Here is a 13980-nt window from a genome sequence, read left to right as displayed (position 1 = left end):
AAACTTCGATGCCTATTTCGCCGTCATGGGCGTTCCTCGTCGGCAGTGGGTGCCGCCGCAACCGCAACCCGTGAAGGTGGCGCGATGACCCTGATCGTTGCCGTAGACCCGGGAGTCCGTGGCGCCATCGCTTTCATGCACGGCGAATCGCTCAAGGTTGACGACATGCCGATCCGGCAGGCGATGCGCACCGGCAAGGTCAAAAATGAAATTGACCCGGTGGCGCTGCAAAAGCTGATCCGAGCGCGCGTGCCGGCCGATGAGACGGCGCTCGTGGTTATGGAAGACCTGAACACGTTTGCGGGCGGCAGCGTTCAGACGATGGGCTCTCTCGAAGCCACGAAGGCGGTTATCCGCACGGTCATGGAGTTGAACCGGCTGGACGTCGCGTTCATCTCGCCGCGCGCTTGGCAGGCGACGTACGGCATCAAGAAAACGGCCGCGTCGAACACGAAAGAGCAGAGCCTGAAGATCGCACGCGAGCTGTATGGCCGCGATTACTGCCCGCTTGCCAAGCATGACGGACGGGCCGACGCAATTCTGATTGCACGCTACGCCGCGAGGAACCTCGTATGACTCTCTGCATGCCAGAAAGAAAACCTGCGATTCGAAAAATCGGCGGAGTTTGGTATTGCAGTACGGGGCTGATCACCGGGCAAGGCCCCACGCCGTTCGTCGCTTACCTGATGTGGAGACGGGACAAGACAGTTATGGACCGTTGGCATCACACCGACCCTCACACCTACGGAAGGAATTGACCATGCCAGACACCGTTCTTTACTTTGACCCGACCAAGAACCGCATCACGGCCGTTTATACGCCGCAGTCGCACGAAATCACCAAGGCTGAAGTGCCGGCGCTCGTGCGCAAGGGTGCTGAAGTCGATCAATCCGCGCGCGATCTGAACGATTTGATGCGGCGGGCAGGTCAATGATGACCTATCAGCAAGCTCGGCAGATTGTGGATGCTTTGCCAGTCTGGCATCCGCTGCGAAAAGAAGCACAGAAGACGCTTAACGAGTTCTACAGAAACGTCTTGGAAAAGATGGTCGCCAGATAACAACCAGGTCCGCGCACGTCGCGGCGAGTCGTTCACGAAACGAGCGCTTTCACGCAGGGCGGTTGATGCCGTGCTAGCCGGTAGGAGCGATCCTCCCAGCCGCCCGCCGTGAAGGTTCCCGAATCCCCTCACTTATCCGGAAAGACCATGAAAATCATCAAAACACGCCGTGGCGAAGAGATCAAAGTGGACGACGCTGACTTTGAGGAACTCTCGGTATTCACGTGGTCGATCAGCTCTCGCGGTTACGCGCGGCGCAATGTGAGGTCAAACCGGAAAAACGGCGTTGAATACATGCACCGGCGACTTATGTGGCTTACCCCCGGCGGTAAGGTCGAAGTCGATCATATAAACGGAGACCGGTTAGACAATCGCCGGGAAAACATGCGGCTCTGTACGCGTCAGCAGAACTTGTGGAACAGAGGGCGACTTTCGACCAACACCAGCGGCTTCAAAGGCGTGACTCGTGCGTCTTATGGCAGTCGCTGGGTGGCACAGATCGATGCCCATGGAAAGCACTATTACATCGGCACCTACGACACTCCTGAAGAAGCTCACTTGGCATATTGCAGTAAGGCACGCCAGTTCTTCGGGGAATTCGCGTACCCCTCGGCACAGACTTCCGTGTGAATGTGGTGGATGACCTCGATCAGGCGGTCGACTGGTTCCGTGTTCTCACTGATCTTTGTGAGAGCGGCGGGTCGCTTTATCAAATCTCTCGAATCACATCTATCCCGCGCAGCACTCTCCAGAGCTATCGCATGGGGGTAGAGCCATCTCATCGAATCGGCGTATGTCTCTTGCGACTTTGGTCTATCAGAACGGGTAAGGATCGAGATGACGCCCCGATGGTTGAAAGAACTCCTTCTTTGTCCGTCTTCAAGCGCTTATAAATTTCACGAAAAGTACAATTAGCCAATATTTCGTCTAATAAAAACCGAATAATGCGTGTCAAGCGCATATCGCGCAATTTTCGACAGTAGCGCAACGGTAGAAATGGACGACGCGACTCAGCAGCCTAAGAAACGAGGAAGAAAGCCAGGCACGCCGAAAACAGGTGGCCGTCAGAAAGGCACGCCGAACAAAGCCACGGCTGAAGTCAAATCGCTCGCGCGCCAATACGGGGCAGACATGATCGACGTGCTCGCCAAGATCGCGATGGATGACGAAAGGCCTGAGTCGGCGCGTGTATCGGCCGCCAAAGAGCTGCTCGATCGCGGGTATGGCAAGTCGATCCAGCAAATCAGCGGACCGGATGAAGGCCCGATTCAGCAGCACATCGAACACTCCTACGCACAAGACCTGACTGACGATGAACTCGCCAATATCGTTGCCCGAGGCGGCCGCTGAGCTGCTCGCGCGTCGAATGGCGCGCAAAAACCTCATCGACTTCACTGTCTACACGAAGCCGGACTTCGAAGTGGGCGAGCATCACCGCATCATTGCGCGCGAGCTTGAGGCTGTTGAGCGTGGCGAGGTCGATCGGTTGATGGTGTTCGCACCACCGCGTCACACGAAGTCTGAGCTTTCGTCACGACGCTTCCCTGCCTGGTATCTCGGGCGCCATCCAAATCACCAGCTGATCTGCGCGACGTACTCGGGGGAGTTCGCGCTTGACTTCGGGCGTGACGTTCGGGGGATCGTCGCCGCACCGATGTTCCGTAACGTGTTCCCGGAAGTGTTCCTGCGTGGTGATTCACGCGCGGCGAACGTCTGGCGCACGTCGCATGGCGGCATTTCGGCATACGTGGGTGTTGGCGGCGCAATCACTGGTCGCGGCGCGCATCTGACGATCATCGACGACCCGTTCAAGAACCGCGAGGAGGCCGACAGCGAGGTTCGCAGAGAAACGGTATGGCGTTGGTATTCCTCGACCCTTCGTACCCGTCTGATGCCAGGCGGCAAGATCGTGATGGTGCTCACGCGCTGGCACGAAGATGACTTGGCAGGGCGCATTCTCGCGCAGCAAGGTCGGATCGAGGACGGCGGCCAGTGGAAGGTCGTAGAGCTGCAGGCAATCGCCAATGAAGGCACGGATGACGAGCAAGCCTTGTGGCCAAGCTGGTATCCGCTCGAAGACTTGCGTCGTGTGCGGCAAGACATCATGCCGCGCGACTGGTCGGCGCTCTATCAGCAGAAACCGTCGCCCGACGAAGGCACGTACTTCCAGCGCTCGTGGATCCAGCATTGGCAGACGCTGCCGACCAATCTCGCCATCTACGGCACGAGCGACTACGCCGTGACCGAAGGTGCAGGCGACTTCACCGTGCATCGCGTGTGGGGCATTGATCCGCACGGCGACATTTACCGCATTGCTGGCTGGCGCGGTCAAGGCACGGCCGACGAGTGGATCGACAAGAAGATTGACCTGATGGCGCGGTGGAAGCCGATCGCGTGGTTCGGTGAGTCTGGCGTGATCCGCCGTTCAATCGAGCCGTTCCTGATTCGTCGCATGCGTGAACGCAAGGTGTTCTGCCGCGTCGAGTGGATCACGCGCACGGCCAACAAGACCGCAAGTGCTCGTGGCTTTCAAGCACGCATGGCAATGGGCGGCGTGTATTTCGAGCCTGGCGCGAACGTCGACGAGTACCTCTCTTTCCCGACTGGCAAAGACGACGATGACGTCGACACAGGCGCGCTGCTAGGCATGGCGCTCGATGAAGCGCATCCGGCGATTGCTCCCATCAAAGACAAGCAACCCGTCATTCGCGACAGATGGGCGGCTGCCTTCGCGCGCGGCGATAACGAAGAAGATTCACACTGGAAAACCGCATGAGCACCGTTCTCGCCCAACCCGCGCAACCTGTCGTCGCTGTCGAAGTGGACGTGATCGAAGCGCCGGACGTCTCGCGTCTGTGCCGCTGGTTCGAAGAAGCCGAAGACATGACGCGCGAGGCTCGTGAGTTGTCGGAGCGCGACCGAGACTATTACAACGGCTCGCAGTGGACGGATTCAGAGTTGGCGACGCTCAGAAAGCGCGGGCAGCCTGCGCTGACGATCAACTACATCAAGCGCAAGGTCGAGTACCTGCGAGGCTTCGAGCGCCGCATGCGCAGCGATCCGAAGGCTTTCCCGCGCAATCCGGACGATGACCAGTTGAGCGAGGCTGCGACCGACGCGCTGCGTTACGTGGCCGATCGCAACGACTTCGACGTGATCCGATCGGACGTGTACGAAGACATGCTAGTCGAAGGCTACGGCGGCGTCGATGTGACGGTCTACAACGGCGTGGACGGCCCGGAGATCGATCTGACGCGCGTTCCTTGGGATCGCATCGTCTATGACGCGTACAGCCGCGAGAAAGACTTCAGTGACGCGATGTACATGGGAATTGTCATCTGGATGGACAAGGACGAGGCACTCGAAACGTTCCCAGGCTACGAATACGCCATCGAAGGCACGCTCAATAGCGCGTCGTTTAGCCAGACCTACGATGACCGGCCGAAGTTCTCGACGTGGAGCGACAACCGCCGTACGCGTGTTCGCATCGTGCAGATGCAATTCCAATGGAAAGGCACGTGGATGATCGCCACGTACACGAAGGGCGGTTATCTGACCGAGCCGATTCCTTCGCCTTACGTGGACCGCGAGAACAAGCCGGCATGCTCGCTCAAGCTGCGTAGCGCCTATGTGGACCGCGAAAACAACCGCTACGGCCACGCGCGCGACATGATCAGCCTGCAAGACGAGGTCAACAAGCGACGCTCGAAGGCGCTGCACCTGATGAGCGTGCGTCAGACGTTCGGCAATCGGCAGGCTATCTCGGACGTGGACAAGGCTAAGCGCGAGCTTGCAAAGCCTGACGGTCACATCGAGATCGAAAACGCCGGCGTGCTGAATCAAGACTTCGGCATCTTGCCAACGGGTGACATGGCGCAATCGCAAATGGCGTTACTGCAGCATGCGACTGGCGAATTGCAGGCAAGCGGCCCGAATGCGGCGATGGCAGGAAAGGATCCGCGAATCCAATCCGGCCGAGCAATCCAGTCTCAGCAAGCCGGTGGCGCCATCGAAGTCGAGCCGATCATCGACGACCTTCGCCAGTGGACGAAACAGGTCTATGAGGCTGTGTGGCTGCGCGTGCGCCAGTTCTGGACCGAAGAGAAGTGGATTCGCGTGACCGACGACGAGAAGAACGCGAAGTGGGTCGGTCTGAATCAGCCGGTGACGCTGAGTCAAGCGCTCGGCGAGTTGCCGCCCGAAGAAGCCGCGCAATACGCGCAGCAGATGGGATTGCAGCCTGGTGATCCGCGCCTCGATCAAATCGTGCGCGTCGACAACGACATAGCCGGTCTCGATGTGGACATCACCATCGAAGAAGGTCCGGACGTCGCGAACATTCAAGCCGAGCAATTCCAGATGCTCACGCAGCTCGCGCAGTCGGGAATTCCGTTCCCGCCGAACGTGCTAATCGAAGCATCGCAACTGCGCAACAAAGACAAGCTGATCGAGATGCTTGAACAGGCGCAGCAAGGTCAAGCACAGGCGCAACAGCAGGCCGCGCAGCTTGGACAAGCCAAGGCTCAAGCAGACATTCAGAAGACGACGGCTGACGCTGAAAAGAGCCATGCAGTGGCAATGAAGACGATGACCGAGGCGCAGCAAGGACCGGCACCTGTGCAGGCCACGCCGCAAGACACACCGAGCGAACTTGAACAACTCAAGACGGCGGCTGAGATCCGGAATTTGAATCAGAAGTCTGGGCTTTTGCAAGCGCAAGCGATCAAAACAATTTCTGACGCACAGCAGCCGCCGCGCGTCGCTGACTACGGGTGATCACATGGACGAACAAGACAAGCAGGCCCTTCTGGCAGCGCGGAAGAACCTCATGGTTTTCAACATGAGCACGAAAGAGATCGACGGGTTGCTGAAGAAGTATTTCGGCATCGAAATGCCCGAATTTGACGCCACCGCAAGCGCTTACGAGCGGCTGCACAGCAACCAACAGTCGGGCGACTGACATTGATCTGAAGTAGGCATCACGGGCCGCCGCCGATTCGGGCGTTTGTTGGACCTGCCGCCGAGGGTATCGGGCGTTTTGTAAAAGGGGATGACAGATGAGCAGCTTGGACGAAGTTCTACGTGGGGAGACGAGCGATGACGCTACCGCTAACGCAGCAGCTGATTCGGGAGAAGCAAACCACACGGGCGAAACGCAGCAAGAGGCGCAGCCAGCAGGCGAAAGCCAAGCGGCAGCACCTGAGGCTGGAAACGATGCGCCGCCGGCATCCGAACATGACAAGTTGGTCCCACTGAAAGCCCTTGAGGAAGAGCGTAAAGGCCGTCAGGACTGGAAGGAAAAGGCGATCCGCTTTGAGGAAGAGTTGAAGCACATGCGCGCGCAGCAGTCGCAACCGCAGGCACAGCAACCTCAACAGCCGTCGCAGCCGTTATCGACGGAAGTGGCAATGCTCAATGAGCGCTTCAATTTCTCGGAACTGTTGGCTCGGCAGCAGTATCCCGACCTCGACGAGAAGTTCGAAGTGTTTCAAAAGGCAGCCGCTGACAATCCGGCGCTCGGTGCCGAACTCGCGCGTCAAAAGCATCCGTACGACTGGATGTACAAGCACGCGCAGAAGCTTCAGGCACTGGCAGAGATCGGAGATGACCCGACCGCGTATGAGCAGAAGATGCGCGAAAGGATCATGGCCGAGCTGCAAGCTGCGCAACCCGCCGAAGCCCAACAGCCCGCGACACCAGCCGCTGCGCCCGTCCTGCCGAAATCACTTGCAACGAACCGATCCGCCGCGCCGCGTAGCGCGCCCGTGTGGACCGGTCCGACACCACTCGACAATATCCTGAAGAGGTAAGAAATGGCAGATACCCCAGTCCAGAAAGGCTTGACGCCCACACAGTGGGACGATCAATTCTTCGCTGAATATGTCCGATCCAATCAGTTCGCGCGCTATCAAGGTACGGACGAAGGCTCGATCATCCAACTGAAAGACGCGCTTCAACGCAAGGCTGGTGACTCAGTCGTGTTTGCAGCTGTGCGCAAACTGCGCGGCTCCGGCGTGCGTGGCAATGAGGTTTTGGAAGGAAACGAAGACGAACTCGATTCGCGTTCGCTGAAGGTTGTCGTGCAGCCGATTCGTAACGCTGTCGTGCTGACCGATTGGGACGAGCAACGTTCTGTGATCGACATGCGCAACGCCGCGAAGCCTGCGCTGCAAAACTGGATCATGGAACTGTGGCGAAACGACTTGATTTCGGCCCTCGGCCAAGTCGCGCTCAACGCCAACGGTCTACCGATTCCGTTCATCAACGCAACGGCCACGCAGCGCAACAACTGGCTGGCAGCGAACTCGGATCGCGTGTTGTTCGGTAATTCGGTGAGCAACAACACCGGTGACGCTGCAGCATCTCTTGCGACGATCAACAACACGACCGGCAAGATGACGGCCGCGACCATCACGCTCGCGAAACGTCGTGCTCGCTTGGCTGGTTCGGTGATCGGCAGCGACGGCTTCAACCGTCCGGCGATCCGCCCGTATCAGGTCAAGGAAGGCGCGAACCTCGGGCAAGAGTGGTACATGATGTTCACGAACAGCTATGCCTTCCGCGATCTGCAAAACGATCCGGTGATGGCCCAAGCGAACCGTGACGCCCGTGAACGCGACGTTGCGACCAACCCCATCTTCACCGGCGGCGATCTCGTCTATGACGGCGTGATCATCCGCGAAATTCCCGAACTGAACCAATACATGGCGGCAGGCGCGAGCGGCATTCAAGTTGGCCCGTCGTATATGTGCGGCGCGCAGGCAATCGGTGCTGCATGGGCTCAGCGCACGAAATCCACCACCGACGACCGTGACTACAACTTCCGCCACGGCGTTGGTGTTCAGGAAATTCGTGGCATGTCGAAGCTTCAGTTTGGCGTTGGCATCAATGACACCGACACCCTCGTGGATGCAGGCGTGTTCACCATCTACACGGCCGCTGTGCCGGACGCTTAAGGAGAAATCGACATGACAACGTACCAACTTCAACCGCCGGCAGGCGTCACAAGCAACAAAGCCGGCCCCGGTCCTGGTCAAGGCAGTAAAACGACCATTCGCCAGATTACTCTCACGGCCGCGCTCGCTTCCGGCGATGTGCTCGTCGGGCCGCGTCTTCAGGCAGGCGCGATTATCACTGGCGCATACAAGGTGAACGGCCCGGCTGGAAACCTTGGCACGCAAAGCACTCCTTCTGCGTTCAACACGACGCCGTTTACGCCGTATGTCGTACCGGCTGGTGGTGAAAACGTGCAGTTCGTCGCGACGGCAGCAGGCGGCGCAGCGAACGACGTGGTTTCGATCGTCGTTCACTACGTCCCGCTCAACACCTAAAACGGCGCGCGGGCGGCTTCGGCTGCCCGCCTTCAGGAGAAATCATGGCAAAGGCAAAGAAACCAGCGACCGCCACGCTGACCTATAACGGCGATCTGCCGTCGGTCATGCTCAACGACGGCCAGTACGTGCTGCCGAAGGGCGAAGCGGTCGAGGTCGATATGGATACCGCGAAGCGATTCGCGGACAACCCGTTCTTCGACGCATCGAACGTGACGACCGACGATCCGGCAACGAGTGTGGCGCCGGAAGACGCATTGGCCGCCGAGCGCGCGGCGCATGCGGCTGAACTCGACCAAGCGAAGAAGGATTACGCCGAGCAGTTGCAGAAGGCAACCGATTCGCTGAAGGCGGGTTGGGAAGAGCAGCACGCAGCCGATCAGGCGGAAATCGCGCGCCTGAATGGCTTGCTGAACAACCCGGCACCGGCTCAACCGCAACCGATCGCACCGGCACCGGATGCCGCTCAATCTGACGCCGACAAGGCAGAGGGGCAGTAATGGCCGCGACGCAGACCGATCTCGCTATCCGCGTGCTTCAAAAGCTGAAAGTGCTCGGCGTGGGTCAGTCTGCGTCCGCCGAAGACCTTCAGGTGGCGAAGCAGGCGATCAACGAAGCGCACGCAAGCTTGCGAAAGGATCGACGCGTGCGGTGGACACTTCAAGAGTTGCCCGAAGCGGCTGAGCTTCCCTATGTGATGTTGGCGGCGACGATCTGCGCGGCCGATTTTGGCGCAGCAGCGGACCCAGGCTGGGGCAGTTGGGCCGAGAAAGAAATCACCGGCGTCATTTATACCCCGCGAACTGACGCGCCTACGCGCACGGAGTATTTCTGATGGACATTCAGCTATCCGTCGCGCTCAACACGGCCACGCAACAGCGGGACTTGGAAGTTCAGGCCGGAGACAACTATCGCGTGATCGTCGACGTGTTCGCCGATGAAAACGATTCGACGGTCGATCCGATTTCACTCACCGGCAAGACGCTGACCTTCGAGCGCGTGCGCTACCCCACGACCGACGCAATAGCTGTCGGCAATACCTTCACTTTCGACCCTGGCGCGCCCGCATACGCATGGCCTCGCGTCCCCTATCGGATCGTGATGACCGATGCGGACGGCCTTCGCACCACGTTGTGCTATGGAAACATCGTCACGCGCGGCGCAAGCCTTTATGCATGGGGTCTGTACGGGAATGATTACGGCTGGGGCTGGGGGTATCCAGTATGAAGATGCCCTTGCTCGCCGGCGCATACGAAGCCCGAAGCATTATTGCCTCGGCGCAGCGGTGCGTTAATTGTTATCCGGAGCAAAATCCGAGCGACTCTGAGTTTCCGACGACTCACTATCCTCGCAGTGGTCTGATTAAACTCTCGACCGCGCCGGAAGTCGGCTTTCGGAGTATCTACCTAGCGACTGACGGAGCGTTGTATGCAGTCGTGGGAGAGACGCTTTACAGCATTGATAAAGACGATTGGTCGTTTGCGACGATCGGAACGTTGACGACGCGATCAGGCCCAGTGTCGATAGTAGATAACTCGATCACGCTGGTGATCGTCGACGGTTCGTCAAACGGCTATGTCGTCGACTTGACGACCAAGACGTTTTCGGTGATCTCGGATTCAGCCTTCTACGGTTCGAACCGGGTCGACATACTGGATGACTTCCTCATCTTCAATCAGCCCAGTACGCGACAGTTCTATGTGAGCGGCGCGCTCGCGGTGACGTTCGATCCGCTCGATATCGCATCAAAGAACGGCGCGCCTGACAAGACAGTGGGTTGCGCAGTCTCAAACCGCCGCATCTGGGTGTTTGGCGAGCGCACAACCGAGGTTTGGTACAACGCCGGCGCTGCTGATTTCGCGTTTCAACGCGATCCGGGCGTGTTCATTCCGCACGGATGCGTGTCTGCTGCTTCGATTGCGACGTCGGACACTTCCATTTACTGGTTGTCACCGCAAGGCATCGTTTTTCGTTCAAGCGATATGAGCGCGCTTCGCATCTCGACGCATGCGATGGAGAACGAGATCAGGAAGTACGCGGAAATAAGCGACGCATGGTCCTACACCTACGAAGAAAACGGGCATTTCTTCTACGTGCTGACATTCCCGACGGCCGACAAGACGTGGACCTTCGACTTGGCTACGGGGCAATGGCATGAGCGCATGTTTTTGGATCAGCAGGGCCAAGAACATCGCGACCGTCTTGCTTGTGTGATTGACATTGACGGCAAGCGCATTGGTGGCGATTGGGAGACGGGCGACCTGTACGAAGTAAGCCCCGATGCGTTCGACGATGCCGGGGCGCCAATGCTCTGCATTCGCACCTTCTCGGCCTTGTCCAATGAGAAAAAGAACGTTTTTTTGACGCGCTTCTTTGCAGATATGCAGGTCGGCGAAATTCCGGTGAATGAGGAAGAGCCGGTTGCGCGCCTTCGTTGGTCGGATACACGCGGCCGGACATGGGGCAATGCTGTATCACGCGGCCTTGGTGCGCGCGGTCAGTTCGGCGAATTGGTGCAATTCAATCGTCTCGGGCGCTCACGCGAACGCGTGTTTGAGCTGGCCTGGTCGGCCAACGTGCGAACGGCTTTAAACGGTGCCTATGTCGCGGCTGAGGGTGAGCAGTAATGGCAACCAAAACGCCTATCCCCCTCGCGCAGATCGCTTTCCTTACGCCTTCCGGGCGTGTGAGTGATCCCTGGCGGCAATACCTGCTTGCGCTTGGTGACGCAGACGGGAATGCAGGCACTGGCGATTTCGGTCCGATTCTGATTGCCCTTGCCGAACTGCGCCAACAGGACGCAGCGACCGTGAGCGTGCCATCGTTGCCGGCTGGCCGCCTCGACGAAATTGTCGCGAGCGTTATCGCGAACGCACAGCGCTCTGAACAGCGCGATTCGAGTGCTGATCTCGCCATGACTCACGGCATTCAGGATCAGTCGGACCTTCACGCAACGGCCACGCAAACAGACGCCGGATTTATGTCCGCTGCAGACAAGGCCAAGCTTGATGGCGTGAACGCAATCCCTGCGCAGTCTCTGACGGCGGATGTGACCGCGTCGAACACGGCGAGCGACGTTACGGTGCTGACGGAGACGCTGCCAGCGAATGCCGCGCGCGCGGGCATGCAGCGACGCTTCTCGATGTACTGCCTCGTGAGCAACGGCACGACGGCTGGCACGCTTCAGATATGGGTCAAGCTAGGCACGACGAAGGTATTTACGCACGCGTTCACGTCACCGACGACCGCAGCGACCAACAAGGGGCTATTCGTCGCGTTTGAATGGTGCTTTCGAACGATCGGTGCGAGCGGCTCGCTGCAAGTTTCGGGAACGCTCTTCACGAACGATACGCCTGCCGTGACGCTCACGCCTGATTCGCTTGTCACGCCCGCGTCGATCAATACGACGATCTCGCAGACGTTCACGTTTGGATTCAACTGGCTCGCGGCGAATGCCTCGAATTCCGTCACGGCGAAGTCGGCCTCTCTTGTTGGGGTGGTGTGATGGCAACAACAAACATGACCGAATTTCGTTGCGTGATCTGGCGCGATCCGACGACAAATCGAGAGGTGAAACGCGAGTTCCAGTACCGCACGCAAGCGGCAACAGTGACCGCTGGTGTTGGCAGTCTGCTGACGCTCTCTGCATTGAACGGATTCGGTGCATGGACGCCTTTCCCCATCATCGAAACCACTGCATCAACCGACACGAACCCGAGCTAACGACATGGCGACGAAATACAAAGAGATGGTGAAGGCGGCGACCCTGACGGGCACGGCTGCGACCTACTACACGGCGCCGGTTCTCACCTATGCGGCGATTCATGCGGTGAGCGCGAACAACCCGACAGCCGGCGCCGTAACGGTCAACGTCTATAAGGTTCCAACGTCGGCCGCCGCAGACGGTACAACGCGCCTCGCGAGCAAGATCGTTCCGGCCGGTCGCCCAATGCAGTTCCCCGAACTCGTCAATCACAAGCTGGAACCCGGCACGCAAATCTATGCCGACGGTAACGGCTGCTCGCTGAATATCAGCGGCATCGAGTACGTACCCGAATGAGCGCCGATATTAGTTTCATTCGTGAAGTAATGCGTGATCCGCGCGTGTGGCGTGCGGTAGCAGAAGACGGCATCGACCGCGATACGTTTCAGCCCGACCCGTCTGCGCACTACTTCCAGCATGCCAAAGGGTTCTTGATGTTCAGGCAAGTGAGTACGTGCATGTATGAGATTCACATCGCAATGCTTAGGGGCGCTCGCGACGTTGATCGGTTTGTGGCTGAGTCAATGCAAGCAATGCGCGATCGAGGTGCGGAAAAGTTTCTCGCAACGATCCCGGAATGGAACCGCGCGTCGATTGCGATCGCCAGAACGGACTGGCTTCAAGAAAGAAGGGTGCGTCGAAGATGCCTATCGGCGCGATGGCAAGTTACACGCAATGATTTTGATGGGGTCGCGATGAGCTTCATTACAAAAACTGTCGGCGGGATTCTCGGCAGCGTGACGGGTTCTACCCAAGCGGACGCCGCTAAAGATGCTGGCAATACGCAAGCTGCTGCTGCCAATCAGGCCGCCCAGGTCGCTCAACAGCAATACCAACAAACGCGCAGCGACCTTCAGCCATATCGTGATCTTGGGTCTAGCCTCGTTCCCGCGCTCCAAGATTCTCTCGTGAATCCGTGGCTTGGCGCGCAGTTCAGCTATGGAGACTATCAAGCGCCTGCGGCGTTCACCGCTCCGACTCAGTCCGAGGCAGAAGCGACGCCTGGGTATCAGTTCACTTTGCAGCAAGGATTAAAAGCAGCGCAGAACAGCGCATCTGCGAGAGGGCTTGGTTCTTCTGGAGCCGCATTAAAAGGTGCATCGACGTACGCAAATGGGCTTGCGGACAGCACTTACAACGATGTCTATAACCGGGCTCTACAGACGTACGACACCAACGCAAACAATGCGCTCACGTCCTATACGACCAATCGGAATAATGCGCTGAGCAACTTCACGACGAACTACGGCGTGGCGAGTGACGCGACGAATCGCTTGCTCGGATTGGTGAATTTAGGTCAGAACTCGGCGGCCATGACCGGGAATCTCGGCGCTCAAACCGCCTCTACCGTTGGCAACGACATCACTTCAGGTGCTGCCGCTCAAGCTGCCGGAACGGTTGGCGCAGCCAACGCATACGGTGGCGCACTGAACAACGCGCTGAGTCTCGGCACGACGCTTTACGGCATCAACACGATTGGAGCGAAAAAATAATGGCCGTCGATCCTTCTATCGCTCTTGGCGTTCAGACGCCGCAGTTCAATCCGCTCGCACAGCTTGCGCAAGTCGCTGCGCTTCGAGATGCGCAACAACGCAACCAGCTTTACGATCTTTCGATTCAGGATAAGCAACGTGAGGTTGCGCAAAACGCGGCTTTGAATAAGGCGTATGCCGACAACCTCGGGACAAACGGCACGATCAACGGCCCTGGTTTGGTGACGTCGCTTGCTCAAAACGGCGCTGGCGCGGCGATCCCGGGCGTTCAAAAGTCGCTTAGCGACGCCGCCACCGCGCGTATTGCGCAGCAGAAATCCCAAGTCGAACTTGG

General features: G+C 58.5%; 19 protein-coding genes. 18 read left to right on the top strand and 1 reads right to left on the bottom strand.

Translation table 11 applies throughout. The features are described from left to right. The first annotated feature begins 84 nt into the window (after positions 1-84). The 18 genes from P9292_RS19015 (at position 85) to P9292_RS18930 (ending at position 13646) form a co-directional block, all read left to right on the top strand. The gene (locus P9292_RS19015; protein ID WP_309960718.1) at positions 85-576 is read left to right on the top strand and encodes a hypothetical protein; all 492 of its coding nucleotides are present in this window, start codon (positions 85-87) and stop codon (positions 574-576) included. Positions 577-760: 184 nt separating this feature from the next. Beyond that, positions 761-934: a hypothetical protein gene (locus tag P9292_RS19010; RefSeq protein WP_309960714.1), complete on the top strand. Its 174-nt coding sequence runs from the start codon at positions 761-763 to the stop codon at positions 932-934. Positions 935-1206: 272 nt separating this feature from the next. After that, positions 1207-1689: an HNH endonuclease gene (locus P9292_RS19005; RefSeq protein WP_309960712.1), complete on the top strand. Its 483-nt coding sequence runs from the start codon at positions 1207-1209 to the stop codon at positions 1687-1689. 501 nt (positions 1690-2190) lie between these two features. After that, positions 2191-2409, top strand: coding sequence for a hypothetical protein (locus P9292_RS19000; RefSeq protein ID WP_309960709.1), 219 nt, complete (start codon positions 2191-2193; stop codon positions 2407-2409). After that, positions 2372-3835 carry a terminase large subunit domain-containing protein gene (locus P9292_RS18995; protein ID WP_309960706.1) on the top strand — a complete coding sequence of 488 codons (1464 nt, stop codon included), beginning with the start codon at positions 2372-2374 and terminating at the stop codon, positions 3833-3835. Before P9292_RS19000 ends, P9292_RS18995 begins: the two co-directional genes overlap by 38 nt. Beyond that, positions 3832-5835, top strand: a complete 2004-nt coding sequence (locus P9292_RS18990; protein WP_309960703.1) for a hypothetical protein — start codon at positions 3832-3834, stop codon at positions 5833-5835. The genes P9292_RS18995 and P9292_RS18990 overlap by 4 nt, the downstream gene beginning before the upstream one ends. A 4-nt stretch (positions 5836-5839) precedes the next feature. Then, on the top strand, positions 5840-6019 hold the full coding sequence (locus tag P9292_RS18985; RefSeq protein WP_309960700.1) for a hypothetical protein: 180 nt from the start codon (positions 5840-5842) through the stop codon (positions 6017-6019). 97 nt (positions 6020-6116) lie between these two features. Then, positions 6117-6869: a hypothetical protein gene (locus tag P9292_RS18980; RefSeq protein WP_309960698.1), complete on the top strand. Its 753-nt coding sequence runs from the start codon at positions 6117-6119 to the stop codon at positions 6867-6869. Between the two features lie 3 nt (positions 6870-6872). Continuing rightward, positions 6873-8015, top strand: coding sequence for a DUF4043 family protein (locus P9292_RS18975; RefSeq protein ID WP_309960695.1), 1143 nt, complete (start codon positions 6873-6875; stop codon positions 8013-8015). A 12-nt stretch (positions 8016-8027) separates the two neighbouring features. Next, on the top strand, positions 8028-8390 hold the full coding sequence (locus P9292_RS18970) for a hypothetical protein (protein WP_309960691.1): 363 nt from the start codon (positions 8028-8030) through the stop codon (positions 8388-8390). Between the two features lie 44 nt (positions 8391-8434). Then, positions 8435-8890 (top strand): hypothetical protein, encoded by a 456-nt coding sequence (locus tag P9292_RS18965; protein ID WP_309960688.1) that lies wholly within the window; start codon positions 8435-8437, stop codon positions 8888-8890. After that, on the top strand, positions 8890-9225 hold the full coding sequence (locus tag P9292_RS18960; protein WP_309960685.1) for a hypothetical protein: 336 nt from the start codon (positions 8890-8892) through the stop codon (positions 9223-9225). The genes P9292_RS18965 and P9292_RS18960 overlap by 1 nt, the downstream gene beginning before the upstream one ends. After that, on the top strand, positions 9225-9617 hold the full coding sequence (locus P9292_RS18955) for a hypothetical protein (protein ID WP_309960682.1): 393 nt from the start codon (positions 9225-9227) through the stop codon (positions 9615-9617). Before P9292_RS18960 ends, P9292_RS18955 begins: the two co-directional genes overlap by 1 nt. Then, positions 9614-11017 carry a hypothetical protein gene (locus P9292_RS18950; RefSeq protein WP_309960679.1) on the top strand — a complete coding sequence of 468 codons (1404 nt, stop codon included), beginning with the start codon at positions 9614-9616 and terminating at the stop codon, positions 11015-11017. The genes P9292_RS18955 and P9292_RS18950 overlap by 4 nt, the downstream gene beginning before the upstream one ends. Further along, a complete protein-coding gene (locus P9292_RS18945) occupies positions 11017-11895 on the top strand; it encodes a hypothetical protein (protein ID WP_309960676.1) in 879 nt (292 codons plus the stop codon). The genes P9292_RS18950 and P9292_RS18945 overlap by 1 nt, the downstream gene beginning before the upstream one ends. A 14-nt stretch (positions 11896-11909) precedes the next feature. After that, positions 11910-12113 carry a hypothetical protein gene (locus tag P9292_RS18940; RefSeq protein ID WP_309960674.1) on the top strand — a complete coding sequence of 68 codons (204 nt, stop codon included), beginning with the start codon at positions 11910-11912 and terminating at the stop codon, positions 12111-12113. A 4-nt stretch (positions 12114-12117) separates the two neighbouring features. Further along, on the top strand, positions 12118-12450 hold the full coding sequence (locus tag P9292_RS18935) for a hypothetical protein (RefSeq protein WP_309960671.1): 333 nt from the start codon (positions 12118-12120) through the stop codon (positions 12448-12450). After that, the gene (locus P9292_RS18930; RefSeq protein ID WP_309960668.1) at positions 12447-13646 is read left to right on the top strand and encodes a hypothetical protein; all 1200 of its coding nucleotides are present in this window, start codon (positions 12447-12449) and stop codon (positions 13644-13646) included. The genes P9292_RS18935 and P9292_RS18930 overlap by 4 nt, the downstream gene beginning before the upstream one ends. Here the strand turns inward: P9292_RS18930 and P9292_RS18925 are convergent. Continuing rightward, positions 13613-13969 (bottom strand): hypothetical protein, encoded by a 357-nt coding sequence (locus tag P9292_RS18925; RefSeq protein ID WP_309960665.1) that lies wholly within the window; start codon positions 13967-13969, stop codon positions 13613-13615. The genes P9292_RS18930 and P9292_RS18925 overlap by 34 nt on opposite strands. Positions 13970-13980: the final 11 nt, after the last annotated feature.

The sequence above is a fragment of the Caballeronia sp. LZ001 genome, assembly GCF_031450875.1.
Lineage (GTDB): Bacteria > Pseudomonadota > Gammaproteobacteria > Burkholderiales > Burkholderiaceae > Caballeronia.
This window is presented reverse-complemented; position numbering and strand designations above follow the sequence as displayed.

Coding starts and splice junctions, on each gene's coding strand:
- P9292_RS19015 (WP_309960718.1), top strand. CDS start 85: ATGACCCTGATCGTTGCCGTAGACCCGGGAGTCCGTGGCGCCATCGCT.
- P9292_RS19010 (WP_309960714.1), top strand. CDS start 761: ATGCCAGACACCGTTCTTTACTTTGACCCGACCAAGAACCGCATCACG.
- P9292_RS19005 (WP_309960712.1), top strand. CDS start 1,207: ATGAAAATCATCAAAACACGCCGTGGCGAAGAGATCAAAGTGGACGAC.
- P9292_RS19000 (WP_309960709.1), top strand. CDS start 2,191: ATGATCGACGTGCTCGCCAAGATCGCGATGGATGACGAAAGGCCTGAG.
- P9292_RS18995 (WP_309960706.1), top strand. CDS start 2,372: ATGAACTCGCCAATATCGTTGCCCGAGGCGGCCGCTGAGCTGCTCGCG.
- P9292_RS18990 (WP_309960703.1), top strand. CDS start 3,832: ATGAGCACCGTTCTCGCCCAACCCGCGCAACCTGTCGTCGCTGTCGAA.
- P9292_RS18985 (WP_309960700.1), top strand. CDS start 5,840: ATGGACGAACAAGACAAGCAGGCCCTTCTGGCAGCGCGGAAGAACCTC.
- P9292_RS18980 (WP_309960698.1), top strand. CDS start 6,117: ATGAGCAGCTTGGACGAAGTTCTACGTGGGGAGACGAGCGATGACGCT.
- P9292_RS18975 (WP_309960695.1), top strand. CDS start 6,873: ATGGCAGATACCCCAGTCCAGAAAGGCTTGACGCCCACACAGTGGGAC.
- P9292_RS18970 (WP_309960691.1), top strand. CDS start 8,028: ATGACAACGTACCAACTTCAACCGCCGGCAGGCGTCACAAGCAACAAA.
- P9292_RS18965 (WP_309960688.1), top strand. CDS start 8,435: ATGGCAAAGGCAAAGAAACCAGCGACCGCCACGCTGACCTATAACGGC.
- P9292_RS18960 (WP_309960685.1), top strand. CDS start 8,890: ATGGCCGCGACGCAGACCGATCTCGCTATCCGCGTGCTTCAAAAGCTG.
- P9292_RS18955 (WP_309960682.1), top strand. CDS start 9,225: ATGGACATTCAGCTATCCGTCGCGCTCAACACGGCCACGCAACAGCGG.
- P9292_RS18950 (WP_309960679.1), top strand. CDS start 9,614: ATGAAGATGCCCTTGCTCGCCGGCGCATACGAAGCCCGAAGCATTATT.
- P9292_RS18945 (WP_309960676.1), top strand. CDS start 11,017: ATGGCAACCAAAACGCCTATCCCCCTCGCGCAGATCGCTTTCCTTACG.
- P9292_RS18940 (WP_309960674.1), top strand. CDS start 11,910: ATGACCGAATTTCGTTGCGTGATCTGGCGCGATCCGACGACAAATCGA.
- P9292_RS18935 (WP_309960671.1), top strand. CDS start 12,118: ATGGCGACGAAATACAAAGAGATGGTGAAGGCGGCGACCCTGACGGGC.
- P9292_RS18930 (WP_309960668.1), top strand. CDS start 12,447: ATGAGCGCCGATATTAGTTTCATTCGTGAAGTAATGCGTGATCCGCGC.